23 protein-coding genes, 1 tRNA gene and 1 pseudogene are annotated in these 20,449 nt (G+C 70.0%); 10 read left to right on the forward strand and 15 right to left on the reverse strand.

Annotated features, from left to right (window positions below; translation table 11 throughout):
- Window positions 1–16: 16 nt before the first annotated feature.
- The gene (locus Amac_RS48915) at window positions 17–640 is read right to left on the reverse strand and encodes a TetR/AcrR family transcriptional regulator (protein WP_155361273.1); all 624 of its coding nucleotides are present in this window, start codon (window positions 638–640) and stop codon (window positions 17–19) included.
- Between the two features lie 56 nt (window positions 641–696).
- On the opposite strand from Amac_RS48915, the gene Amac_RS48920 reads away from it, so the two are divergent.
- Window positions 697–1,350: an NAD(P)-dependent oxidoreductase gene (locus tag Amac_RS48920; RefSeq protein ID WP_218041731.1), complete on the forward strand. Its 654-nt coding sequence runs from the start codon at window positions 697–699 to the stop codon at window positions 1,348–1,350.
- Window positions 1,347–2,273: an SDR family NAD(P)-dependent oxidoreductase gene (locus Amac_RS48925; protein ID WP_155361274.1), complete on the forward strand. Its 927-nt coding sequence runs from the start codon at window positions 1,347–1,349 to the stop codon at window positions 2,271–2,273. Before Amac_RS48920 ends, Amac_RS48925 begins: the two co-directional genes overlap by 4 nt.
- 181 nt (window positions 2,274–2,454) lie before the next feature.
- On the opposite strand, the gene Amac_RS48930 is transcribed toward Amac_RS48925, so the two are convergent.
- Both Amac_RS48930 and Amac_RS48935 read right to left on the reverse strand, forming a co-directional pair.
- Window positions 2,455–2,916, reverse strand: coding sequence for an ATP-binding protein (locus tag Amac_RS48930; protein WP_155361275.1), 462 nt, complete (start codon window positions 2,914–2,916; stop codon window positions 2,455–2,457).
- A gap of 512 nt (window positions 2,917–3,428) precedes the next feature.
- Window positions 3,429–4,013 (reverse strand): TetR/AcrR family transcriptional regulator, encoded by a 585-nt coding sequence (locus Amac_RS48935; protein WP_155361276.1) that lies wholly within the window; start codon window positions 4,011–4,013, stop codon window positions 3,429–3,431.
- Window positions 4,014–4,125: 112 nt separating this feature from the next.
- Here Amac_RS48935 and Amac_RS58255 point away from each other — a divergent pair, with 112 nt between their 5' ends.
- From Amac_RS58255 to Amac_RS58260, 7 genes and pseudogenes are all read left to right on the forward strand, one after another.
- The gene (locus Amac_RS58255) at window positions 4,126–4,392 is read left to right on the forward strand and encodes an aldo/keto reductase (protein ID WP_344446705.1); all 267 of its coding nucleotides are present in this window, start codon (window positions 4,126–4,128) and stop codon (window positions 4,390–4,392) included.
- Window positions 4,382–4,831 carry an aldo/keto reductase gene (locus tag Amac_RS48940; RefSeq protein ID WP_425544306.1) on the forward strand — a complete coding sequence of 150 codons (450 nt, stop codon included), beginning with the start codon at window positions 4,382–4,384 and terminating at the stop codon, window positions 4,829–4,831. The genes Amac_RS58255 and Amac_RS48940 overlap by 11 nt, the downstream gene beginning before the upstream one ends.
- Window positions 4,832–4,930: 99 nt before the next feature.
- Window positions 4,931–5,446 (forward strand): 2Fe-2S iron-sulfur cluster-binding protein, encoded by a 516-nt coding sequence (locus tag Amac_RS48945; protein ID WP_155361277.1) that lies wholly within the window; start codon window positions 4,931–4,933, stop codon window positions 5,444–5,446.
- Window positions 5,443–6,426 carry an FAD binding domain-containing protein gene (locus Amac_RS48950; RefSeq protein WP_155361278.1) on the forward strand — a complete coding sequence of 328 codons (984 nt, stop codon included), beginning with the start codon at window positions 5,443–5,445 and terminating at the stop codon, window positions 6,424–6,426. The genes Amac_RS48945 and Amac_RS48950 overlap by 4 nt, the downstream gene beginning before the upstream one ends.
- A 3-nt stretch (window positions 6,427–6,429) precedes the next feature.
- Window positions 6,430–8,826, forward strand: a complete 2,397-nt coding sequence (locus Amac_RS48955) for a xanthine dehydrogenase family protein molybdopterin-binding subunit (protein ID WP_155361279.1) — start codon at window positions 6,430–6,432, stop codon at window positions 8,824–8,826.
- Between the two features lie 599 nt (window positions 8,827–9,425).
- Complete coding sequence (locus Amac_RS48960; protein ID WP_281356419.1) at window positions 9,426–9,791, forward strand: tyrosine-type recombinase/integrase; 366 nt, start codon at window positions 9,426–9,428, stop codon at window positions 9,789–9,791.
- Window positions 9,792–9,852: 61 nt separating this feature from the next.
- Window positions 9,853–10,062: pseudogene (locus Amac_RS58260) on the forward strand (integrase core domain-containing protein); the annotation flags it as partial.
- 76 nt (window positions 10,063–10,138) lie between these two features.
- Here the strand turns inward: Amac_RS58260 and Amac_RS48970 are convergent.
- From Amac_RS48970 to Amac_RS58265, 4 genes are all read right to left on the reverse strand, one after another.
- Window positions 10,139–11,410 carry an alpha/beta hydrolase gene (locus Amac_RS48970; protein ID WP_155361281.1) on the reverse strand — a complete coding sequence of 424 codons (1,272 nt, stop codon included), beginning with the start codon at window positions 11,408–11,410 and terminating at the stop codon, window positions 10,139–10,141.
- Between the two features lie 125 nt (window positions 11,411–11,535).
- Complete coding sequence (locus Amac_RS48975; RefSeq protein WP_218041733.1) at window positions 11,536–12,201, reverse strand: response regulator; 666 nt, start codon at window positions 12,199–12,201, stop codon at window positions 11,536–11,538.
- Window positions 12,198–14,231, reverse strand: a complete 2,034-nt coding sequence (locus tag Amac_RS48980; protein ID WP_155361282.1) for a sensor histidine kinase — start codon at window positions 14,229–14,231, stop codon at window positions 12,198–12,200. The genes Amac_RS48975 and Amac_RS48980 overlap by 4 nt, the downstream gene beginning before the upstream one ends.
- A 205-nt stretch (window positions 14,232–14,436) precedes the next feature.
- Window positions 14,437–14,763: a LuxR C-terminal-related transcriptional regulator gene (locus tag Amac_RS58265; RefSeq protein WP_155361292.1), complete on the reverse strand. Its 327-nt coding sequence runs from the start codon at window positions 14,761–14,763 to the stop codon at window positions 14,437–14,439.
- 194 nt (window positions 14,764–14,957) lie between these two features.
- On the opposite strand from Amac_RS58265, the gene Amac_RS48990 reads away from it, so the two are divergent.
- Window positions 14,958–15,038: transfer RNA gene (locus tag Amac_RS48990), tRNA-Lys, on the forward strand.
- 199 nt (window positions 15,039–15,237) lie between these two features.
- On the opposite strand, the gene Amac_RS48995 is transcribed toward Amac_RS48990, so the two are convergent.
- The 8 genes from Amac_RS48995 to Amac_RS54230 form a co-directional block, all read right to left on the reverse strand.
- Window positions 15,238–15,828 (reverse strand): hypothetical protein, encoded by a 591-nt coding sequence (locus tag Amac_RS48995; protein ID WP_155361283.1) that lies wholly within the window; start codon window positions 15,826–15,828, stop codon window positions 15,238–15,240.
- Window positions 15,825–16,808: a hypothetical protein gene (locus Amac_RS49000; RefSeq protein ID WP_155361284.1), complete on the reverse strand. Its 984-nt coding sequence runs from the start codon at window positions 16,806–16,808 to the stop codon at window positions 15,825–15,827. The genes Amac_RS48995 and Amac_RS49000 overlap by 4 nt, the downstream gene beginning before the upstream one ends.
- Window positions 16,808–17,611 (reverse strand): ABC transporter ATP-binding protein, encoded by an 804-nt coding sequence (locus tag Amac_RS49005; RefSeq protein ID WP_155361285.1) that lies wholly within the window; start codon window positions 17,609–17,611, stop codon window positions 16,808–16,810. The genes Amac_RS49000 and Amac_RS49005 overlap by 1 nt, the downstream gene beginning before the upstream one ends.
- Complete coding sequence (locus Amac_RS49010) at window positions 17,596–18,423, reverse strand: cupin domain-containing protein (protein WP_218041734.1); 828 nt, start codon at window positions 18,421–18,423, stop codon at window positions 17,596–17,598. Before Amac_RS49010 ends, Amac_RS49005 begins: the two co-directional genes overlap by 16 nt.
- Window positions 18,420–18,923, reverse strand: coding sequence for an RNA polymerase sigma factor (locus Amac_RS49015; protein ID WP_246269189.1), 504 nt, complete (start codon window positions 18,921–18,923; stop codon window positions 18,420–18,422). The genes Amac_RS49010 and Amac_RS49015 overlap by 4 nt, the downstream gene beginning before the upstream one ends.
- Before the next feature lie 124 nt (window positions 18,924–19,047).
- On the reverse strand, window positions 19,048–19,269 hold the full coding sequence (locus Amac_RS49020) for a hypothetical protein (RefSeq protein WP_155361286.1): 222 nt from the start codon (window positions 19,267–19,269) through the stop codon (window positions 19,048–19,050).
- A gap of 96 nt (window positions 19,270–19,365) precedes the next feature.
- Window positions 19,366–19,839, reverse strand: coding sequence for a hypothetical protein (locus Amac_RS49025; RefSeq protein WP_218041735.1), 474 nt, complete (start codon window positions 19,837–19,839; stop codon window positions 19,366–19,368).
- Between the two features lie 55 nt (window positions 19,840–19,894).
- Window positions 19,895–20,449, reverse strand: a 555-nt coding sequence (locus tag Amac_RS54230) for a hypothetical protein (protein ID WP_218041736.1), incomplete at its 5' end; no start/stop codon positions are given.

Raw genomic sequence — 20,449 nt, forward strand, 5'->3', positions numbered from 1 at the left:
ACCCACAATGTTGGTGTCAAAGTTCGGTGGTGGGGCTGGTGGGGCGCTTCGCAGGTGGGTTACTGATCGCGCTACCTGCAGTCCACGTGCCCGCGGCATGGAGTAGGCGGTCGATCAGATCGTCGGACACCGGGCCGGGTTCGAGCAGGCTGCGGTAGAGCAGGGGGCCGATCAGCAGGGCTGGGGCATCGCGGGGATCGCAAGCCGTCTGGAGTTCCCCGGCCTGCTCCGCCATGGTCAGCGCCGCGCGGAGTTGTTGGCCGATGGTGGTGGCGAGCCGGTCTCTGCGGGTGGTGATCTGTGGTTCCGAGCGTGCGCCCTGCACGAGCGCGGTCGTCACCGCCAGGACATCGGGCAGGGCCAGTTGGTCGGCGAGCATGCGCAGTTGCCGTTCCAGCCACGGCCGCACGGGAGTGGCCGGGTCGAGGAAGAAGGGCATCGGGACATCGGCCATCGCGTCGGTCAGCAGCTGTTCCGGGCGGGGCCAGTGGCGGTAGACGGTGGCGCGGCCGACCTCGGCTCGCGCGGCCACGCGCTGGTGGGTGACGGCGGAGGGCCCTTCCTCGCGCAAGAGTTCTCGCGCGGCGGCGAGGATCGCCTCGCGGCTGCGGGTCACGCGCGGATCGGGGGTGTCGGCCATGCCTCATCTTATGAGACAAGTTGACTCATAAGCCGGGGGAATGCCAAGCTTCGACTATGAGACACAATGACTCAGAAGTCTTCCGGATGGTCGTCCTCGGCGCCGCAGGAGGTACCGGCAGGGCCGTCGTCGAGGTCGCCCTGCGGGCCGGTCACACCGTCACCGCCGTCACCCGCCGCGCCGACGCCCTGCCGCCCGCCCCCGGCCTCACCGTCGCCGTGATCCCCGACCTGACCCTCCCCGACCCGGCCGACGAGCGGCTCGCCAGCGCTGTCGCGGGACACGACGCGGTCGTAAGCGCCCTGGGCCCCCTGGCGCGCGGCCCCGTCACGGTATGCACCGACGGCATCCGCTCCGCGCTGCATGCGATGAAGGCAACCGGCGTCCGCCGGCTGGTGGTGGTCAGCGCCCACGGCGCAGCCGAGAGCCGGGACCGCTCCCCCTATTCGCTGGCGCTGTGGGCCTCGGTCGGGCCCAAGATGCGCGACAAGGAGACGATGGAAGCGCTGATCCGCGCGTCGGACACCGACTGGACGATCATCCGGCCACCCGCATTGAGGGACACCGCGCCGACCGGCCGCTACCGCACCGGCATGGACCTGCGCATCCGGCTGACCACAGCAGTCTCGCGCGCCGACCTGGCCGACTTCATCGTGAAGGAGACCGTCGAACCGGCCTACCTGCGCCGCGCCCCGCGGATCGCGTCGTGAGCGCCGCACGCGTCCCGGTCGACCTGCACGACCGCACCGCCTTCGTCACCGGCGGCACCGGCGGGATGGGCCGGGTCATCACCACCGAACTGGCCAGGGCCGGCGCGCACGTCGTCACCACCAGCCGCGACCATGACCGCGGCCAGATGCTGCAGCGGCAGGTCGCCCGGGAGATCGGCGCCGACCGCGTCGAGGTCCTGACCGGCGACCTCACCTCCCGCGCGGACCTGCACCGGCTCGCCGCCGAGTTCACCGCGCGCCACGATCGCCTGCACCTGCTCGTCAACAACGCCGGCGCGCACTATCGGGAGCGCCTGCTGACCGCCGACGGCGTGGAAGCGCACCTGGCGGTCAACCACCTCGCCGGATTCACGCTCACCTACCTGCTGGAGAGACACCTACTCGCGGCAGGGAACGCCCGCGTGGTGAATGTCGTGTCGGCCACGATGTCCGACGCCCGCCCTGTGCCGCTGTTCGGCCGCCCTCAGCCCGTCCCGCTCGACCTCTCGCGCGTCACCGATGTGCGCGACCTCAATCCGGCCGACGGGTACGTCCCCTTCGCCGCCTACGCCAGAGCCAAACTGCTGGCCACGATCTGCGGCTACGAGTTCGCCGAACGCTGGCACGATGTAGGCATCACCGTCAACGCCGTCCATCCCGGCATCGTGAGCACCGGCATCATCGACGACCTCGTCCCCGCCATCCTCGCCCCGTTCCGGTCACTGATCCACCAACGCCTGCTCACCCCCGAACAGGGGGCCGAGGCCGCGCTACGCCTGGCCACCGCCCCCGACCTCGCCGGCATCACCGGCCGCTACTACGTCCGCGACCGGGAGACACGCTCACCCGACGTCTCCTACGATGCCGCCACTCGCGCCGCGGCCTGGAAGCTCAGTCTGATCTGGGCCAACGCAGTGGTGTGACCCAGCGGCCGACCGCTTTCCTTGCGGGGCAAGCACGTCGCTAAGACGGCCAGGCGCTACTGCGAACCGCCCGCGCGGCTTCGTCGGCCACGGAAGCACGCACGTGACCGAGACCGTCTACCGACACGAGATCAGGCCAGCCCTCACCAAGGGTGCCAGGCCACGGACACACCCGATGGACTCAGCAACAACTCCGACGTGGCGCAGCGCAAATGAGGCCCAGCGCCAGTTCAAGGACACTGATCGAACCTAAAGCGCGGCGGATGGCCGGCCAGGTCACTTGTGCGTGAGAACCGGGCATCGGCGTCGCGAACCTCGGCGTGCCACCCCCGCCGAGATCGTAGACGGCGACGCGGACCTGGCAGGGAGCCAGCAGGCACTCCACGATCACCGAGCCTGCGGCCGAGCCCGACCGGGGCGCGTGCCGCAGCGCGTTGGTCATCAACTCTGAGGTGACGTACTCGGCGTCCTCGGCGAACGCGGTATCCATCAGCAGCGCCCGGACCAGATGACGCGCCCGGGGAACCTGATCGTCAGTACCGGGGAAGACCTTCCGCCACAGCAGCGCACCCTGATAGGTGCGTCCCCGCACCGAGGTCCAGACCGGCTCCGGCACAAGCTCGCGGAACGTTGTCTCTGTCATCTCACCGTCCCTCCATCGCGGGTACGGTTGATCGACTCGGAGCTATTTGTCCAGTCCACAGCCCCGGGACAGGCTCACGGCATCAACGCGACGTACTCGTTCGCCCCGAAATGCCAGGGAAGGTGGCCTGACGGTACCGGCTTTGATCAGGCGTCGCGGTTGGCGGTCCACCGCTGGGTGAGTTCGCCGGACGAACACCGCGCGGTCGTGCCGGTCACCAAGACCCTCCCTGAGGGGAAGAACTACACTTCCTGGATGATCGCCAACCTCGACACATCTCAGCGGCCCCACGATAGGTGCCTACCTCGCGGTAGGCAGCGATGATGTCCCTGACTTCCCCCGAAGATTTCATGGCCCGGCAGACTCCCTGAACGGTGACCTTGTGACTGGCTGACACCGTCACGATCACCGTTCAGGGGCACACCCCGCCCCACGACACCCCCGGCAGGCACACACCGGAGTGGGGATTTAAATCTGGCCACCAGCGGTGACCTCAACCCGGCCACCTGCGGCTACTTTGACACGGCGCCGTAGCGTAGTCCGTCGACGAGGAGCGCGACCATGCGCTGGGTGTAGGCGTCGTCGTCCGGTTCGACGATGCCGCTGATGGCGCGCAGGAGGTCGTAGGGGATGACGTCGGAGCGGATGTCCCCGGCTGCGGCTGCGGCGTCCAGCAGTTGCTTCACGGCGGGGACGAAGCGCTCCATGTAGTACGGGAGCAGGCCTTGATAGGCGGGATCGCCGGAGTGCAGGGCGGATTTGAACCCGCGCTTGGCGGCGACGAACCGTGCCAGGTGCCGCAGCCAGCGGGTGAGGGCCTCGACCGGCTCGTGCCGGTCCGCCAGGGCGGAGGCGGCCTCAGCGCACGCGTCGACCTCGTGGCGGAAGACGGCGGCGATGAGGTCGGAGCGCTGCGGGAAGTGACGGTAGAGGGTGCCCGCCCCCACGCCGGCCTTGGCGGTGATCCGTCGCACGGGGGCGTCCACCCCGTCGGAGGCGAAGACCTCGGCGGCCGCGGTCAGCAGGGCGTCCACGTTGCGCCGAACGTCGGGCCGCACGCGGCGGGCGGCCGGTGCTTCGGTGGTGCGATCAATCATGGCGGGCAACCCCTTGCGCTGCTGAACAGTGTTCCATATTCTATGGACTGAACGATGTTCCACTTTTAGTTTAGCGGACGCGCGACCAGCAGCGCACGCAGGAGGACAACCCATGCGGTACCGCACACTGGGCCGGACCGGCATCAAGGTCAGCCCCTACGCGCTGGGCGCGATGATGTTCGGCGCGTCCATCGGCAACACCGACCACGACGACTCGGTCCGCATCATCCACAGAGCGCTGGATGCGGGGATCAACTTCGTCGACACCGCCGACGCGTATTCCCGCGGCGAGTCCGAAGAGATCGTGGGGAAAGGCGCTCAAGGGGCGTCGCGACGACGTCGTCATTGCGACCAAGGTGCATCTCCCGATGGGGGATGATCCCAACCAGCGAGGCAACTCGCGGCGCTGGATCATGACCGAGGTCGAGAACTCGCTGCGTCGCCTGCAGACCGACCACATCGACCTCTACCAGATCCATCGGCCGGACCCCGACACCGACATCGAGGAGACGCTGTCCGCGCTCTCGGACCTGATCCACAGCGGAAAGGTCCGTGCGATCGGGTCGTCCACGATGCCCGCCTCCGACATCGTCGAAGCCCAGTGGGTGGCCGAGCGGCGCGGCCTGGAACGGTTCCGTACCGAGCAGCCGACCTACTCGATCCTCAGCCGTGGCATCGAGGCCGAGGTGCTGCCCGTCGCCCAGCGCTACGGGATGGGCACGCTGGTGTGGAGCCCGCTCGCGAAGGGGATGCTCACCGGGCCCTCCAGCGCGGGGGCCCTCCGCCGTCGGCCCGTCAGCGAGCGAGCCGCCGCCTGACCGCATCCCCTCACCGCTCCCGCACGGCGGGCGCGTCGCCTGACCGTCGGTATCCCATCGCCTATCCGGACAAAGGATTTCAAGGAAGCGACGATAGAAATGAAAAACGTAGCAATTCGGATCAATGGTTCCGCGGTTGCGCCGCCGGCCGACCCGCGTGTGTCCCTGTTGGATTTTCTGCGGGAGACGCTGCATCTGCATGGGACGAAGAAGGGCTGTAATCAGGGCGCGTGCGGCGCCTGCACGGTGCTGGTCGACGGCGAGCGCATCGTGTCGTGCCTCGCGCTCGCGGTGCAGTACGTGGGCCGCGACATCGTCACGATCGAGGGGCTGGCGGGCCAGGACGGGCCGCATCGGCTGCAGCAGGCGTTCATCGAGCACGACGGCTTCCAGTGCGGTTACTGCACGCCCGGTCAGATCTGTTCGGCGGTGGGCATGGCGGCGGAGGCGAGGCGTGGGCTGCCGAGCCACGTGACGGACGACCTGTCGGCCAGGCGGATCGCACTCACCCGTGACGAACTGCGTGAACGGATGAGCGGCAACCTGTGCCGATGCGGAGCGCACAACGGCATCATCGCCGCGATCGCCGAAACCTATGCGAGGGCGGCGGAATGAACCCCCTCACCTACGCCCGGGCCCGCGACGCGGCCGAAGCCGTCCGGTTCGCCGGGGCGAGGGACGCCACGTATCTCGGCGGTGGCACGAACCTGGTCGATCTGCTGCGCGAGGGGGTCGAGCGACCGGCCGCGCTGGTCGATGTGACGGGCCTGCCCGCGACCATCACCAAGCGCCGGAACGGCGGCCTGCTGATCGGCGCGGCAGTCCGGAACACCGCGCTGGCCGAGGATCGCGATGTCCGCACCCGCTACCCGGTGCTGGCCCGCGCGATCCTGGCGGGTGCGTCGGCGCAGATCCGCAACATGGCGACCGTCGGCGGCAACATCCTGCAGCGGACGCGGTGCGCCTACTTCTACGACATCGACGGATCGCGCTGCAACAAGCGCACCCCCGGCCAAGGCTGCGACGCGATCGGCGGGTTCAACCGCACGCACGCGATCCTCGGCGCGTCCTCCGCGTGCGTGGCCACCCATCCGTCGGACATGTGCGCGGCGCTCGCCGCGCTCGACGCGGTCGTCCACCTCGAAGGGGCCGCGGGCGCGCGCACGCTGCCACTGACGGAGCTGCACCGGCTGCCGGGCGATCACCCTGAGGTCGAGACGCTGCTCGAACCCGGCGAACTGATCACAGCGGTCGAACTGCCGCCGCTGGCCTCTGGAGCACGCTCGGCCTATCGCAAGGTACGCGACCGGGCCAGTTACGCCTTCGCGCTGGTGTCGGTCGCCGCCGTCCTGGAGGTGAAGAACGGCAGGGTCAAGGACGTGCGGCTGGCACTGGGCGGGGTCGCGCACAAGCCCTGGCGCGCCCGGGAGGCGGAGAACGCGCTCAGGGGTGGGCCCGCCACAGCACGGGCCTTCCGCGCGGCGGCGGAGGCCGAGCTCGACGCGGCCACTGCCCTGCACGACAACGGGTTCAAGATCGAGCTCGCGAACCGTACGATCACCGCCGTACTCGCCGAGCTGGCAGGGAGGAAGTGACGCATGAGTAACGTGGAAGGTTCCGGCCGGCCCACCCAGCACGAGGGCGCGGCACAGCAAGATACGTCGTTGACCCGGCGGGGCGTGCTCGGCATTTTCGGTGCCGCCGGTGCGGGTGCGTTGGTGTCGACGTTCACCGGCCCGCCCGGAGTGGGCCCGGTGAGCTTGGTGTCCGAAGCCGCGCCCGAGGTGTTGGTCCAGCGCGGCAGCGGGTGGGTCGGTGCCGCGCTGTCGCGTATCGACGGTCCGCTCAAGGTGCGGGGCATGGCGCGGTTCGCGGCCGAGTTCGCGCTCGACGACATGGTCTATGCCGCGCTCGTCTTCAGCACGATCGCCAAGGGACGGATCGCCACGCTCGACACCGGCGCTGCGGAGGCGGCGCCCGGGTTCGTGCTCGTGATGACTCACCGCAATGCTCCCCGGATGCAGCCGATGGTGCCGTTCGGGCCGAACGAGAAGGCGGCAGGCAACGACAACCTGCCGATCATGCAGGACGACCGGGTCCGCTGGAACGGCCAGCCGATCGCGGTCGTGCTTGCCGAGACCCAGGAGCAGGCCGACCACGCCGCCTCGCTGATCCGGGTCACCTACGAAGCGGAGCCCGCAACCACGTCTTTCGCGCAGGCGAAGGCGAACGGCACCGAAGGCGCCGTGTATTTCCACCATGAGATCGGTGATGCGGAGGCCGAGTTGGCGGCTGCGGCGGTGTCAGTGGATGCCACCTACCGCACGCCGTATCAAAACCACAACGCCATCGAGCCGCACGCGGTCACCGTGGCATGGCATGGCGACGAACTGGTGGTGCACGACGCGTCGCAGTCGGTTGTGCACAATGCCTGGTCGCTCGCCCACATCCTCGGTATCGAGGAACGACAGGTCCACGTCACCTCGCCCTACGTTGGTGGCGCCTTCGGCGGGAAATTCATGGGGAGCCATCAGGTGCTGGCCGCGGCGGCGGCCAGGCTCGCCGGCCGCCCGGTGCGGCTCACGCTCTCCCGCGAGGGGGTGTACCGGATGGTCGGTGGCCGCGCGCTCACCGAACAGCGGATGGCCATCGGCGCCCGCCGGGACGGTCGCTTCGACGCGATCATCCACACCGGGACCGCCACGCACACCAGGGACAGCCCGCATCCCGAGGCGTTCCCGTTCGTGAGCCTCAGCGCCTATGCGACGGGCAGCTTGAAGACCGACCTCCAGTGGGCGTTTCTGGACCAGGTCGCCAACGCCGCCATGCGCGCCCCGGGAGAAGCAGTCGGCAGCTTCGCCCTCGAGAGCGCAGTGGACGAGGTGGCGGTCGCCCTTGGCATGGACCCGATCGAGCTGCGGATCCGCAACGAGCCCAAGACCGATCCGCTCAACGGCGCCGAGTTCTCCTCCCGCAACGTCGTCAAGGCCTGGCGCGACGGCGCGGAACGGTTCGGCTGGGCGAAACGCAACCCGATCCCCGGCGCGGTCCGAAAGGGCGAATGGCTGGTCGGCATGGGCTGCGGGACCGCTTCGCACATCTACAATCGGGAGAACGGTGGGGCGGCGCGGCTCACGCTGACCAGCGACGGCACCGTCACGGTCGACATCGCCACACATGACGCGGGCATGGGCACCGAGACCGCACAGACCCAGATCATCGCCGAGAACCTGGCACTCCACCCGGACCAGGTCGAGTTCCGGCTCGCCGATTCCGCAATGCCCGGCCTGGTCGCGGGCCGCGGGTCCAGTCAAACCACCACCGTCGCGGCGACTGTGGTCGAGGCCAAGAAGATGCTGGTCGCCGAACTACTCACGCTGATCCGTGCCGACTCACCGCTCGCGGGGCTCACCGCACAACAGGTCGGTCCCCGCAACGCCGGCCTCGCCAAACTCGACGACCCCACCCGGCACGAGACCTACACCGCCATCCTCACCCGCGCCAAGCGCGACAAGGTCACCGTCGAGGCGAGCCCTGACGAACCAACGGAAATGAACGAGCGGTCAATGCACTCCTACGGGGCGATGTTCTGCGAGGTCCGCGTCAACGCCGTCACCGGCGAGACCCGGGTCAGCCGCATGCTCGGCTCGATGGACTGCGGGCGGGTCATCAACCCCAAGACCGCGGCCAGCCAGTTCCGCGGCGGCATGATCATGGCCATGGGGTTGGCACTGACCGAGCACACCCACTACGACGAGCGCACCGGCCGCATCATGAACCCCAGCCTCGCCGAGTACCACATACCCGTACACCTGGACGTGCCGGAGATCGACGTCATCTGGACCGGCATCCCCGACCCACACGCACCCATGGGCGCCCGCGGCATCGGCGAGCTCAGCGTGACCGGCACCGCCGCCGCCATCGCGAACGCCATCTACAACGCCACCGGCAAACGCATCCGCGAACTACCCATCACCCTCGACAAACTCATGTGACGGCAGCCCCGGTCGGGAGCGTGCCGCGTCAGCAGTGCACCCGGCGTTCGGCGTTGGGCTCATGAGTGAATCCCGCTGGGTTGCGGATCGCGACGCCGGGGCTTGATGGTGATGGCATAGGCGGTTATCGCGAGGCCGGCGGACCCGATCGTGACGAGACCGAGAGGGACGGCGGTGTCGGCGCCGCCGAGGCCGACCAGGGGCGCGGAAAGGCCGCCGAACGCGAAGGAGTACTCCTGCGGCGACGGCCGGTAGATGCCCTGCAGGACGTAGGTGGCGCCGCCGAGATAGGCGAAGATCGCGGCGCCGCTCGGGGTCGTAGCGGAAGTGCCGGTCGAACATCAGCCGGCAGAGGCCGACGAACACGACCAGCAGCACGATGATCATGGACGTCATGTGGACGAGGAAGTCGTTGAAGCTCAGCCCGGCTCAAGCACTTCGGCCTGTTCCTCGCCCGCATCGACCCCGACCTGGACTCGATCGCTTCCCTGGACCGGCAACGACATATCGAGCCCTACCTCACCTCGCTGGTCGACGCGGTCAACCCGAAACTCCCGCAGGCTCTGCCTCGCTACCTGCCTGTCGATGCCGACCGTCGCCTGGCCGAGGTCTTGCGGGACCGACCGAGCAACGAGCTGGCCGCCTGCGCCTTGCGGCTGCAACGCGCCTGCGGGCTTCGGATCGGGGAACTGCTCGATCTGGAACTGGACTGCCTCCACGAGGTTCCCGGTCACGGCAGCCGGTTGAAGATCGGTCTCGGCAAGCTGGAGACCGAGCGGATGGTCCCCCTTGATGACGACATCCTCGACCTGATCGACCACATCATCGCCCTGCGCTCGCACGGCAGACCGATGCCGCACCCGCGCTACCGGCGTCCGGCCCAGTTCCTCGCCCTGGACGCCATCGCCGCCCGAGTCCGGCAGCATGAAGAGCAACTCCGCCGACTCATCGCCCGCACGAACTGAAAGCGTTAACCGGCCAACCCGAGAACCAAGACCATTAGCCGGATAAGCGCTCGACAACGCCGCCGCCGAATCGTTCAACTCCACCCTCAAGGTCGAATACGTCCACCGGAACCGCTTCGCAGCGCGGGCCGAAGCCCGCCTCAAGATCGCTACATGGATCGCCGATTTCTACAACACCCGCCGCCGACATAGCGCCGCCGACGGTCTACCCCCGATCGTCTACGAGCGGCAGATCATGACCGCGCGAACAGCCACCAAGGCAAGGTCATAGGAGACCATCGCCGCATAACCGAGTCTCCACGCTTTCAGGGGATGGACAGTCTGGTGTTGGGGTTCTGGGGTGGTGATCATCGGGGCGGGTCGGCCGAGGTGTGGGCGGGCAGCGGAAGGGGCCGATCGGTCAGGAATGACCGCAGGAGGCGGGTGTAGGGGTCGGGCTGGTCGCCCGCGATGGCGTGACCCGCACCAGCGATGGGCACCAGTGTGGAGTTGGGGAGAGTGCGCCGGTAGTCGTAGGTCCCTTCCCAGGGCACGAAGTCGCAGGAGCCGCGCATGATCAGTACCGGTACCCGGATCTGGCGCAGCTTAGGGCGGGGGTCGGGCACCTGGCGGAAGTCGTCGCTGGTGATCTGGTTGACGTAGAAGCCCTGGCGGTTGTGGTGGGGCTCCCGTACGGGCATGCCTGGGCACGAGCCGGTGCCGCGACTCACCAGCGCGAGTTCATGGAAGCGCTCGTCGGCCTCGCGATCACTCATCAGGGCGTGCGCGGCGTTGGGGTTGATGCCCAGTAAGAGGGACATGGTGAGCATCCGGGGCGAGCCGGTCAACTCGTCGTAGCGTTGCTGCTGCTCGGGGGTGAGACGCTGCGAGAGATCGCTGTCGGGTTGAGAGCCGGGCCACAGCGCCCCGGGTGAGGTGAGGACCACCTTGGCGACGCGATCGGGATGCGCTTCGAGATACTGGGCGGCGAGCGAGCCGCCCCAGGACTGGCCGACAATGATGATCTTGTCCGCGCCGATGGTGTGGCGGATCGCCTCGAGGTCGGCGACGTGCCGGGCGACCGTGTAGCCGGTGACGTCGGACAGCCGGGTGGAGCGGCCGGCGCCGAGTTGGTCGTAGGAGTACACGTCGAAACCCACCGCGGTCAGGGCCTCGCCACCGACCGGGATGCCTTCGCCGGGGGTGCCGGGGCCGCCGTGCAGGAAGATCACCGGTGCGGTGCGGGGCTTGCCGGTGGCGGCGGCGTGGACGTAGGCGATGCGGGAGCCGGTTGGCAGATCCCAGTAACGAACGCCTGCGGGAGCCGGGACGGCTTGTGGGATCGCGCCTGGTCGCAGGACGGTGGCGGATGCGAGCACGGCCACGGCGGCCGTCACGCCAATCGCGGCCAGAATCGCGGGCTTGCGGCCGCCGTGCGCGCCGAGCAGGGTGAACGCCGGTCGGCTGAGCAGGAAGGTGGTGCCGGCCGTCGCCACTAGCCCGACAGCCGCGAGGATGGGGATGGCCGTGCTGGCGGCTGCGGTGACGAGGAAACCGGCGGCGCCGACGAGCGGCGCCGTCGCCATCGCGGTCAGAAGAAGAACGCCGCCGAGCAGGCGGCGGGTGAGAGTGCGTGCCATGGAGTTCACGCTAGAAGCGGGGAAACGCCCTTCCCTGCGCCTTCAGGACCGTCTTGGACCCTGTGGAACCCCGCTGTCCGGCGGATGCCGCACCCCGCCTCACGGCGGAGGCGCGGTGGCACGGCTCAGGTGCCGTTGCCTCTATCACCCGGCTTCACCAGGCCGGTTTCGTAGGCGGCGATCGTCGCTTGGACCCGGTCCCGGACCCCGAGCTTGGCGAGGACGGCAGCGACGTGATCTTTGACGGTGGCCGGGCTGATCTCGAGGTCGGCGGCGATCTCGGCGTTGGTCAGGCCGCGCGCCACCCGCAGGAGCACCTGTCTTTCGCGGGCGGTGAGGACGGACAGCCGCTCAGCGTCGACCGGGCCGGGTCCGGCGGCGAAATGGTCAAGCAGCCGCCGTGTCACGGCGGGATCCAGCAGCGCCTCTCCGCCGGCGACCACGCGGATCGAATCGATCACGCGGTCGGGGTCGGTGTCTTTGAGCAGGAAGCCGACCGCGCCGGCGCGCAGGGACGCGAACACGTACTCGTCGAGGTGGAACGTGGTCAAGACGATGACCCTCGTGGCGGGCACTGCAGCGGTGATCTTTGTGGTGGCGGCCAGTCCGTTCATGCCCGGCATCCGGATGTCCATGAGCGCGACGTCGGGCCGCAGGGAGGTCGCGAGTTCCACGGCCGCCGCACCGTCGGCCGCCTGGCCGATCACGCTCAGGTCCGGCTCAGCGTCCACGATGGCGGCGATCCCTGCGCGCACTACGGCCTGGTCGTCGGCCACCATCACCCGGATCACGACAAGAACACCTCTGGCAGCCACACCTGTGCCGCCCCGCCGTCGGCGATGGTGAGTGTACCGTCTGCGGCGTCCGCAAGCGCGCGCAGCCGCCGCTGGACAGCGGGACTGGTCGGCGACCGACCCGACACCGTGATGCCCTCGTCGAGGAAGATCACGGTGACGGCCGCTCCTTCGGTGAGCAGTTCCCGTGCGACCTGGTGGGCGGTGGCCTCGGTAACCGGTGGCAGTGGCCTGCGAAACCCCAGGTAGCGGGCCGCGCCGCCGTGACGTGCCGCCAGAGCGGCGATGCCGTCCACGGTCGGTGGCGGGTCATCGCTGACATCGCGTTCCCGTGCCTGAGCCAGCAGCTCCCGCAACGCGCTCAGTCCGGCCTTGGCCTCAGCGAGGACGACCTCCAGGTTTCCGACGTCGGCTCCGTTGGCCACCCGCTGGGCATGCTGGCGTGCTGTACGGTGCAGGCCGCCGACGATCCGGTGGCGCTCGACCGTCGCCGCCATGACCGCGTCCCGCTCGACCAGGTCCCGCTCTCGAGCGAGTGCCGTGCCGCGCCGCCGACGACGCGACGCGACGAACCTCCCCAAAGCCCAGGCCGCCCAAGCAGGCAGGGCCAGCGCCGCGGTCAACACCAGCCATGCGGCCGGACGATCACCTGTGATGCCATCGCCGCTAACAAGCGCCAGTCCGCCACAGCCTGCCACCGCGGCAGGTGCGAGCCAATCTCGGGCACTCCTACGGCAGGCGCCGATCGCGTAGACCAGCACCAATTCCACCCACCAGCACCACAGGAACGCGTCGTTGATCGGCGGTCCCGGCCAGCCCGCAATGTCCATGCCCAGCCACACCATGATGGTGGCGAGTGCGACCACCAGACTGCGGCGAGAGGCGTTCCTGCGCCACCAGAGGGGCAGCGCGTGCAGGGCGAACAGCACCGCTAGCAGCACGCTCGCGCCTGGAGAGGCGAACGGGTCGAGGTCGTCCTCGGGCAGTAGGTTCGCGCCCAGTGAGAGCGCGATTGCCAGGATGACCAGCGTACCGTCGAGTGCTGATGAACCGCGCCAGCCACCCGTGCGCCCCGCCCCGGTCAGGCCCGGTCCATCGGTCGTCGTGCCGTGCGGAGACCACTCGAACGCGTCGACAGGCTGGGGGATGACGGCCCGCACCTCCCAGCCGCCGTCCTTGGGGCCGGCCCGCAGCGATCCGCCGACGGCCTGCACGGCCGAGCGCAGTCCGGCGAGCCCGCTCCCTGTGCCGAGACCGGGCACCGCCGCGGTGCCGCCGGAGTCGATGACCGTGACGGCCAGTTCCCCGGACAGACCGTCGATCCGGACATGGGACGCGCCCCCCGCATAACGCATCGCATTCGTCAGCGCCTCGCGAACCACCCGGTAGGCGATGACAACGACCTGTGGTGGCACGACGGCGATCGTACGCCGGTAGTCGAGGCCCTCGTGCTCGGCGACGAGCGCATCGATGTCCTCCAGCGTCCTGGGTTCGGCCGCCTCGGCCAGGCGGTCCAGTTCCGCCACCGCCTGGCGCCCGGCTTCGGCGGCGTGCCGGGTGGCCTCCGTGGTGAGCCGCGGGTCGGCGAGGCGGGTGGCGGCGGTGGCCGACACCACGATTCCGGTGAGCCGGTGCGCGGTCACGTCGTGCAACTCCGCCATCAGCCGTGCTCGTTCCGTGCTGGCAGCCAGGAGCGGCACCGACGAGGCCCTCGCGCGGTACGCGGTGACAGCGGCTCGGCCAGCCTGCCTGCGCCGCCGAGACCGGCCCATCACCCAGACCACGGCCGTCATAGCCGTGGCCTGGAGAGCGAGCCCCGCAACGGTCCTCGCCGGTGCACCGGCGGCAAGAGCCACCCCACCCGTGACCAATACGGCGGCGAAGGCCCCGGCCGCGGCAAGTCCAGCCGTGCGGTGCACGGCCAGCGCATGAAGAGCGACCAGCACCGCCACCGGCCCCGCCAGAGCGCCACCGGCCGTGCCGATGCCCAGCACCGCTGCCAGCAGCGTGCCGCCAAGGGCCCACACAGGTATGACGCGGCGGCAGGTGAGAGAGACAAAGGCGGTCCCCGTACTCACAGCCGAGAGCACCGATTCGGGAAGCCCCTCGTACACAGAGGAGAATCCCAGTTCCGGAACCCTCGGCAATATCCCCCAGAGACCATGCGATGCTGAGAGCAGGATTTGCGCGACGACCAGGCCGCCCGGAAGCAGCGTCTCTCGCCATCGCGGCCTACCAGCGCTCACAAGGATCAAGCGTAGGCTGCTGCGTGGAATGGGCGACCCATTCGTTTCCACCAGGAGGGCGCGCGAACCGGCGGATGTCCGGAACCCCTCCCTCCGACTCCGTCCGATCGAGCGACGTGGTCCGGTCAGCGGTCGTCTGCGCTGGTGAGGCCAGAGCATTGACGGCGAGCTGGGTCCTGCCGCGGGTGTGGAGCCTGGCGAGCAGTCGGCTGACGTGAGTCCGGACGATGGCGGGGCTGATGAATAGGGGCCGCTCGATCTCCTCGTTAGTGGTTGTCTCGGAACCGGAACTCTGAGTGATTTCGTTCGGGATTCGGCCTTAGCCAGCCGATCAAGCGGTCACTGATTGCCTACGATCACAGGGGCCGTGTTCATGCCATGGCGACGAGCACACCGGAGGGGTGCGGTGTGCCCGTATGTCATGAACCGATGTGACACGCGCTGGCATAATCCGGTACGAAAATCGGCGGATTAATGGCTAGAACGGCACGAATTGACACACCTGAGGGCTGAACGGGACAGGCCGTCACGCGAGGTAGCTGACTCTTAATCAGCGGGTCCGGGGTTCGAGTCCCTGGCGGCGCACCAGAAGAACCCCAGTTCACATGCTGTGAGCTGGGGTTTCTTTATTTGGCGCCTAGTCCCATCGGCCTTGCTACGGAGTTTTCGATCTTTCGACGAGCCGTCACCCACGAATCGGAGGCCCGAGTCCACCGAGGGGAATACGTTCGGCCAGCAGCAGTTGGTGCGGCGCGGGGGCCGGGAGCGGCGGCACCAGCGTAGGGGTTCAGCGCCGGCTGCCCCGCACCGCGTACACGAGCGTCCCGGCGACGGCCAGGACGACGGCCGCGACGGTGGCCGCCTGGGTCCCGGCCGGTTGCACCATCCAGGTGAGGATCACCTTGTACGCCGGTCGGGTGGGTGGCTCTCCCATCGGGGGCGCCCACCACAGCACGAGCACCGTCCAGAGCACCGGCAGCAGTGCGGCCCGGGCCGCGCCGAGGACGACCGCGCCGAGCGCCACCAGCCCGGCCAGACCGGCCACGTTGCGCGCGAGCTGGGCCGTACCGGCCAGCTGCTCGCCGGCGAGCGCGATGGCGAGCAGGCCGGCCAGGGCCGTACCGGCCACCAGGACGTGAGCGGCCCGCCGCGGCGGCCAGGCGATCGCCGCGGTCCGGTCCAGGTCGTGGTCAGGCCCGGCCAGGCCGGGCGCGAGGGCGGTGGTGGCGGCCAGCGCGACCAGGAGGGCGGCGAGGGTACGGCCCTGCGGGTGGTCGATCGCCAGGCCGAGCGCCCACAGCGCCACCACGCAGCCCAGCACCGCCGCCGCGGTCGCCGGCACGGCCCGCGAGCGCAGGTACAGCGCCAGGGGTCTCACCGCGTCCCGCCCGTGAGCAGGTCCAGCCGGTCGCCCCGGGCGCAGGTGAGCTCGGCGGCGCGCAGCGCGGCGACGCGGGCCCGCTGCTCGTCGGCGGGCAGGGCGTACAGCGCCGCCAGCGCCTCGCCCGTGAACGCCGCCGCGGGATCGCCGTCGTCCAGCGTCTGCGGCGGCCGCCCGCCGACGAGCCATCCGTACGCCGCCTGCCGCGCGGCCAGGTACCGGTGATTCGGTTCCGGGGGCGGCCCCTCGATGAACCGAGTCGGGTCGAAGCCCAGCTGGTTCACGCACGGCCGGACGCCGGCCCCGGCGAGCATCCTCCCCAGCAGGTTGTCGGCGGTCTCCTCCGTCAGGTCGTCGAAGTGCGAAACGAACAGCTGGATCGTGTCCGCCGGCTGCGGAGCCTGGGGGATGCCGGCGCTGACGACCCGCACCTCGGCCCGGGCGGCCCCCGGCGGCAGCTTCGCCGCGAGAGTCGACAGCGCCTGGCGAGCCGGCCCGCGCAGCCGCGCCAGCAGGTGGGACTCCACCCGGGAGACGCACACCGCGGGCTCGTCGCGGGTGCAGACCACCTCGGTGGCGCGGTCGTCCTCGACCCAGGCCGCGGCGAACCTGGCGGGCGCCGCCGGTACGGCGACCGCGGCGCCGATCAGCGCCGGGAGGAGGGCGGCCACCCGGGTGCCGCGCCGGGCCGCGGCGAACAGGGCGAGCCCGGTGGCGGCCACCGCCGCCAGCCACAGGGCCTGGGTCAGGTTCGCCTGGGCGGAGAGCATCCGCACCGCGTACTCGCCGTCGCGCGGGCCCCGCAGGTACGGGAAGAGCAGGATCACGCCAGGGTCGCCCTGTTCCCGGTCCCGGAACAGGGGCGGCAGGACCGCGAATCCGATGAAGCCGGCCACCACGAGCAGCGGCGCGATCAGCAGCGCCGTCCACAGGGCGACAGAACGGCGCAGCTCGATGCGCAGGATCCGGGCGGTCATCACGCCTCCGTCTCGCGGTGGCGGCGCAGGATGGCCGAGTAGCCGCGCTCGGCCGCGCTGTCCCCGGCACCGGTGTCGGCACCGGCCGCGGCGGCGAGGCCGGCCGGCGCACCCTGGAAGACCAGCCGGCCGGCGTCCATGAGCACCACGTCGGTGCAGGCGGCGGCCACGTCCTCGACCAGGTGGGTCGAGACCAGCACGCAGGTGTCCGTACCGAGCTCGCGCAGCAGCGCCCGGAACTGCAGGCGCTGGTCCGGGTCCAGCCCGGCGGTGGGCTCGTCCAGCAGCAGGATCCGCGGGTCGTTGACGATGGCCTGGGCGATCCCGGCCCGGCGCAGCATGCCGCCGGAGAGCGTCTTCATCCGGTCGTCGGCCCGGTCGGCCAGCCCGACCCGTTCGATCGCGCGCTGCACCGCGCCCGGCGTCTCGGCCGAGGGCATCTCCTTGAGCCAGGCCATGTACTCGACGAACTCGCGCACCGTGAAGCGGCGGTAGTAGCCGAACTCCTGCGGCAGGTACCCGATCTGGCGCCGCAGGCCGCGCAGGTCGACGCGCCCGTTCACCTGCTCGCCGAGCAGCGTCAGCGTGCCGCCGGCCGGGCGCAGCACGGTGGCGATCGAGCGGACCAGCGTGGTCTTGCCCGCGCCGTTCGGGCCGAGCAGCCCGTGCACGCCGGTGTCCATCGCCAGGTCCAGCCCGTCGACGGCCATCCGCCGACCGGCCCGCACCCGCAGCCCGTCGGCCTGGATCGCCCAGGCATACGTCCTCGCCGCGGTCTCCGCCGCGCTCACCGCCCGAACCATGTGCTCCTCCTCAATCCCGTGTACGAGTCACGGCGCAGCACCAGCACGACCGCGCCGACCCCGACCAGCCCGGCCCAGTACGGCAGGGTGGCCGGCTCCAACAGCAACGGCGGCCGAGCGGTCAGCACGGTCGGGGCGATCACGCCCGAGGTCCACGCCAGCGCGAGCACGGCCGCCGCCCGGTTCAGCCCGATCAGCTCGCCCAGCGCCAGGGCGCCCGCGGTGAACGCCAGGCACGGCAACAGCCAGCGGGCCGGTGCCGCGCCGGCCAGCCAGCCGGCCACGGCCAGCGCGGGAATGACCACGACCAGCACCGCCAGGGTGCGCCGAAGCACCAGGTAAAGCCCGGCCCGCGGGCTGGCCACCACCAGCTCGTGCACCGGGTCGAGGCCGGCCGACCAGATCGCGGCCACCCCGAGCAGCGGCGCCACCGGCGCCACCAGCAGCACCAGTGACGCCAGCACGTTGCTGAACGCCAGATCCAGGCCGAGCGCCGCCGCGATCACCAGCGTCGTCATGGCCAGCCGCGGCCACAGGCCCGGTGGCGCCCATCGCGCCACCCGGCGCGGCCACCGCCGCGCGGGCATCTGCGCGCCGCGAGACAGCTCGCCCGCCAGATTCGCCTGTACGCGCGCCAGCAGCGATGTCGTTTCCGAGTCGTCCGTGGCCACTACTGCACCAAGGCGCTCCCGGCAGGACGCGCACCACTCCAGGTGCGCCTCGACCGCCCAGAGCGCGTCCGCCGCGATGCCCGCGTCGCCCGAGGCGTACCGGCGCAGCAGCGCCGCCGGGATGTGTTCCAGCGACTTCATGACAGCACCTCCCTTAGCGCGATCCGCGCCCGGCGGGCCCGGGTCTTCACCGTTCCCTCCGGCACGCCCAGCAATATGGCGGTCTCCCGTACGGTGAGCCCGTCCAGCACCATGGCTTGCAGGACCTGCCGCAGCTCGGGGGCGAGCCGGCACAGCGCCGCGCCCATGGTGTCGCTGAGCTCCGCCATCAGCGCCTCGTCCTCTGCGGTCGGCGCGGTCAGCGCCGCGTGGGGAAGCTGCGCCTCGCGGGCCCGCTTGCGCAGCGCGTCGACCAGCCGCCGGGCGGCGATCGTCCACACCCAGCCGACCGCGCTACCCGCGACCGCGGCGCCGGCGAACGCCGCCGCCGCGCGCCACACCGCCAGGTACGTCTCCTGCATCACCTCGGCGACCAACTCGTCATCGCGGCACCGGCGGCGCAGCCGCACCGCCAGCCACGGCGAGGTGCGCCGGTACAGCTCGTCGAACGCGTCGCGATCTCCGCGAGCGATACGACGCACCAGCTGCTCCTCGTCCATGGAGGTGACGGCACCCACCCTTCCCTTCACACCCGGACAGACGATGGGACACCATGATCAGGTTCTTGCCCGATTGTGACCCTGGTCACAGGCATCCACGGCCGACCTAGCCGCGTACGACGCTTGGTGTCGGCGAGGTGGGTGTCGTTGGCCCCGATCTGGCGGGGATCCGCTCGGTGAAGATCTCCAGGCGTCCGGTGCGGGAGTCGTTCCAGAACTGATGGACGATGCCGGCGGTGCTGGCCAGGCGAACGCGATTCCCGGCCGACCGGTGACCAGTTGCCCGGAACTGGCCGGCGAGGTCGTCGGCCGCGGCCGGCGGCGGCATGGGGGTCTCACCGCCGGCCGCCTGCTCGATGGCGCCCTACGGGCCGGCCCGGTGGGTACGCGAACGCATGTGCATTGTGTCTCCTATCCGGGTTTATTACGGGATCGCCGGGATCACGAGCAGGACCACCGGTTCGTTGGAGACGAAGGTGCCGCTGTTGCCGGCGGTGTAGGTGGCGCGCAGCAGGTACTGGCCGGGCTCGGATCCCGACAGGGAGCCGATGCTCACCTCGTTGTGGACACAGTTGGAGCCGGTGAGCCGGAAGGAATTGTTGCCGAACCAGTACTCCCCGAATTTGGAGATCTGGAAGGTGATGGACGTGTCTTTCCTCAGCCCGTTGCCGCCGATCGACAGCGCGAGCGAGCCGAAGGGGGAGAGAACGACCACGGGTACACCGAACTGCTGGTTTCCCTCGTAGCCGGACTGGTGTAATCCGGCGGCGGATCGGACATAGACATGGCCCGCCGTGGCGCACGCGGCGGCCTGGGCCGGCTGCGCCGCCACCGCCAGCGGCGCTGTTAACGCCAGGCCGAGCGGTAGGAGCAGGCGCCGCCATCGGCTGTGGGTCAAGAGTCTGGACGTCAAGAGTCTGGACATGGACAACCTCACATACGGTGGCCGGGGCCTACGAGGCGGGTATGGGGCAGTTGAAGACGAGTTCCTGCTCGAAGCGGCTCTGTGAATCGGGGTTGGAGCCCCATGGACCCTCGTGGTTGGCGGGAAGTTTGCCGGTCAGGTGGGCAACTTCGTGCAGCACCTTCAACGCTCGCATCTGGTCGACGCTCCAGTTCCTGATGGCGTTGGCGTACACGGTGAGCGCGGAGCTGTTGCGGATGCTGTTCATGTACTCCTGAAGATGGGTGTCGTTGAAGAACGGCTGCCAGAGGGTGATCGGGCCGGCGCCGGTGCCGAGACTGGTGTCAGGAACCGAGGCCACGGCGTCGGGCTTGCCCGCGATAGTGCTGCCCGGCTCCAACTTGACGCTGCTCTTGTGGAACACGTCGGCGACCTGCTCGACGGTGATCCCCGCGGTCGCCAGGAATCTCTTGCACTTATCCTTCTGGACCGCCTTGGAGGCGAGATTCCAGGCTTTGGAAGTTTTCTGCCCCGGCGTGTCGGGAGGAGGCGCGGTCGACGTCGGCGGCGGCGGGGGCGGCGGACCCGGGTCAGTGGTCGGGAT

This window comes from Acrocarpospora macrocephala, from assembly GCF_009687865.1.
Taxonomy (GTDB): Bacteria; Actinomycetota; Actinomycetes; order Streptosporangiales; family Streptosporangiaceae; genus Acrocarpospora; species Acrocarpospora macrocephala.

What these genes read in the sequence shown, in the direction of transcription:
- Amac_RS48915 (WP_155361273.1), bottom strand. Translation starts at nt 640, where the DNA reads ATGGCCGACACCCCCGATCCGCGCGTGACCCGCAGCCGCGAGGCGATC.
- Amac_RS49005 (WP_155361285.1), bottom strand. Translation starts at nt 17,611, where the DNA reads ATGGTTCGGGCGGTGAGCGCGGCGGAGACCGCGGCGAGGACGTATGCC.
- Amac_RS58255 (WP_344446705.1), top strand. Translation starts at nt 4,126, where the DNA reads ATGCGGTACCGCACACTGGGCCGGACCGGCATCAAGGTCAGCCCCTAC.
- Amac_RS48930 (WP_155361275.1), bottom strand. Translation starts at nt 2,916, where the DNA reads ATGACAGAGACAACGTTCCGCGAGCTTGTGCCGGAGCCGGTCTGGACC.
- Amac_RS48950 (WP_155361278.1), top strand. Translation starts at nt 5,443, where the DNA reads ATGAACCCCCTCACCTACGCCCGGGCCCGCGACGCGGCCGAAGCCGTC.
- Amac_RS48920 (WP_218041731.1), top strand. Translation starts at nt 697, where the DNA reads ATGAGACACAATGACTCAGAAGTCTTCCGGATGGTCGTCCTCGGCGCC.
- Amac_RS48935 (WP_155361276.1), bottom strand. Translation starts at nt 4,013, where the DNA reads ATGATTGATCGCACCACCGAAGCACCGGCCGCCCGCCGCGTGCGGCCC.
- Amac_RS49000 (WP_155361284.1), bottom strand. Translation starts at nt 16,808, where the DNA reads ATGACCGCCCGGATCCTGCGCATCGAGCTGCGCCGTTCTGTCGCCCTG.
- Amac_RS49010 (WP_218041734.1), bottom strand. Translation starts at nt 18,423, where the DNA reads ATGAAGTCGCTGGAACACATCCCGGCGGCGCTGCTGCGCCGGTACGCC.
- Amac_RS48970 (WP_155361281.1), bottom strand. Translation starts at nt 11,410, where the DNA reads ATGGCACGCACTCTCACCCGCCGCCTGCTCGGCGGCGTTCTTCTTCTG.
- Amac_RS48940 (WP_425544306.1), top strand. Translation starts at nt 4,382, where the DNA reads ATGGGGGATGATCCCAACCAGCGAGGCAACTCGCGGCGCTGGATCATG.
- Amac_RS48955 (WP_155361279.1), top strand. Translation starts at nt 6,430, where the DNA reads ATGAGTAACGTGGAAGGTTCCGGCCGGCCCACCCAGCACGAGGGCGCG.
- Amac_RS48945 (WP_155361277.1), top strand. Translation starts at nt 4,931, where the DNA reads ATGAAAAACGTAGCAATTCGGATCAATGGTTCCGCGGTTGCGCCGCCG.
- Amac_RS49020 (WP_155361286.1), bottom strand. Translation starts at nt 19,269, where the DNA reads ATGCCGCCGCCGGCCGCGGCCGACGACCTCGCCGGCCAGTTCCGGGCA.